This window comes from Brachyspira catarrhinii, from assembly GCF_005518285.1.
Lineage (GTDB): Bacteria > Spirochaetota > Brachyspiria > Brachyspirales > Brachyspiraceae > Brachyspira > Brachyspira catarrhinii.
The window spans coordinates 1-1,466 of the sequence record NZ_SJDU01000493.1 but is presented as its reverse complement, the minus strand read 5'-3'; the positions used below and the strand labels follow the sequence as shown (position 1 = coordinate 1,466).

Here is a 1,466-nt window from a genome sequence, read left to right as displayed (position 1 = left end):
TAATCTGTCTACGATTCAAATTAAGAACATACACAACTTTAAGCCTTTATTTTGTAACGGCTTTATTTTCAATGCCTTTGTCTATGCTTTTTGCCGCGTTACAATTTGGCGCTCCAAAATTTATAAGATATATTTTCGACATATACGCTTGGATATTCAGAGGGACGCCTTTAATATTGCAACTCATTTTCTTTTATTACGGACTTCCCTTAATGACGAATAATATTGTCGCTTTTCCAGCTTTTACTTCGGCGGCTATAACTTTTATTTTAAATTATTCCGCTTATCTTATGGAAATATTCAGAGCGGGCATCGAGAGTATAGAAAAAGGACAATTTGAAGCGGCTTATGTTCTTAATTTGAATCGTAGACAGATTATGACGAGAATAATTTTGCCTCAAGCCGTTAGAAGAGTTTTGCCTCCTTTATCAAACGAAGCTATTAATTTGGTGAAGGATACGGCGCTTGTTATAGTTTTGGGAATAGGAGATTTGATGCTTCATGCGAGGGAAATATTAACGAGAGATTTTAAACTTCTTCCTTTCGTTATAGCGGGAATAATATATTTGGCTTTCACTTCGGTTTTGGTTCTTATTTTTAGAAAGTTGGAGAGAAAATATGTTATCAGAAATTAATTTAAAAGTAGTCGACTTAAAAAAATCTTATAAAAATATTCCCGCGATAAACGGAGTTTCATTCGATATTCATAAAGGAGATATACTTTCGATTATAGGACCTTCGGGAGCGGGAAAAAGTTCTTTGCTTAGAAATATTATACAAATAGAATCTCCCGATTACGGAGAAGTTTATATAGACGGAGAAATTTTATTTTCAAAAACGGAAGATAAAAAAAATATTATTTCGCATGCCGATATGATGAAACGAAAGGAAAAAATGGGAATGATATTTCAGCATTTCAATTTATTTCCTCATAAAACGGCTTTGGAAAATATTATTGAAGCTCCGATTATAGTAAAAAAAATTAATAGAGAAGAAGCGATTGAAGAGGCGTTAAAACTTTTGGATAGAGTAGGGCTTAAAGACAAAAGCGAAAGCTATCCAAACGAACTCTCGGGCGGACAAAAACAGAGAGTAGCCATTGCGAGAGCGCTTGCCATGAAACCAGCGATACTTTTATGCGATGAACCAACTTCGGCGCTTGACCCAGAGCTTATAGGCGAGGTTTTATCCGTTTTGAAAGAACTTGCAAAAGAAAAAATGACTATGATAGTGGTGAGTCATGAAATTAGTTTTGTGCGGGAACTTTCAACGAATATAGCTTTTATGGACGGCGGGAAAATTATAGCGATGGACGGCTCTGAAGATTTTTTTAATAATCAAAAAAACGAAAGAATAATCGATTTTTTGAATAAAATTTATCATAAATAGGCTTATAAATTAAAGTTTCTGTTTTATAAGTCGATATTTTTATAGAATTATATAAAAATAAATAAATTTTTTTAAGA

General features: G+C 33.1%; 2 protein-coding genes. Both read left to right on the top strand.

The window, feature by feature from the left end; all coding sequences use genetic code 11:
* Window positions 1-2: 2 nt before the first annotated feature.
* Window positions 3-635 carry an amino acid ABC transporter permease gene (locus EZH24_RS11770; protein ID WP_137999271.1) on the top strand — a complete coding sequence of 211 codons (633 nt, stop codon included), beginning with the start codon at window positions 3-5 and terminating at the stop codon, window positions 633-635.
* A complete protein-coding gene (locus EZH24_RS11765; RefSeq protein ID WP_137999270.1) occupies window positions 619-1,389 on the top strand; it encodes an amino acid ABC transporter ATP-binding protein in 771 nt (256 codons plus the stop codon). The genes EZH24_RS11770 and EZH24_RS11765 overlap by 17 nt, the downstream gene beginning before the upstream one ends.
* The last annotated feature ends 77 nt before the right edge of the window (window positions 1,390-1,466 follow it).